Consider the following 416-nt stretch of genomic DNA (forward strand, 5'->3'; position numbering starts at 1 on the left):
GTATGCAGGTGGCGTTAATTGATTACGCTCGCCATGTTGCCAACATGGAGAACGCCAACTCTACGGAATTTGTGCCAGACTGTAAGTACCCGGTTGTGGCGCTGATTACCGAGTGGCGCGATGAAAACGGCAACGTTGAAGTTCGTAGCGAGAAGAGCGATCTCGGCGGTACCATGCGTCTCGGCGCACAGCAGTGCCAGTTGGTTGACGATAGCCTGGTTCGCCAGCTGTACAATGCGCCGACAATTGTTGAGCGTCATCGTCACCGTTACGAAGTCAACAACATGCTGTTGAAACAGATTGAAGATGCAGGTCTGCGCGTTGCGGGCCGTTCCGGGGATGATCAGTTGGTCGAGATCATCGAAGTTCCGAATCACCCGTGGTTCGTGGCTTGCCAGTTCCATCCGGAGTTTACT

Annotated in this window: 1 protein-coding gene; it reads left to right on the forward strand. The window is 53.8% G+C overall.

Annotation, left to right across the window (positions count from 1 at the left end):
* The coding region (locus AC6EMZ_RS23320) for a glutamine amidotransferase-related protein (RefSeq protein WP_498405187.1) at window positions 1-416 on the forward strand (416 nt) is incomplete at both ends.

The sequence above is a fragment of the Enterobacter sp. SCRI0065 genome, assembly GCF_059766475.1.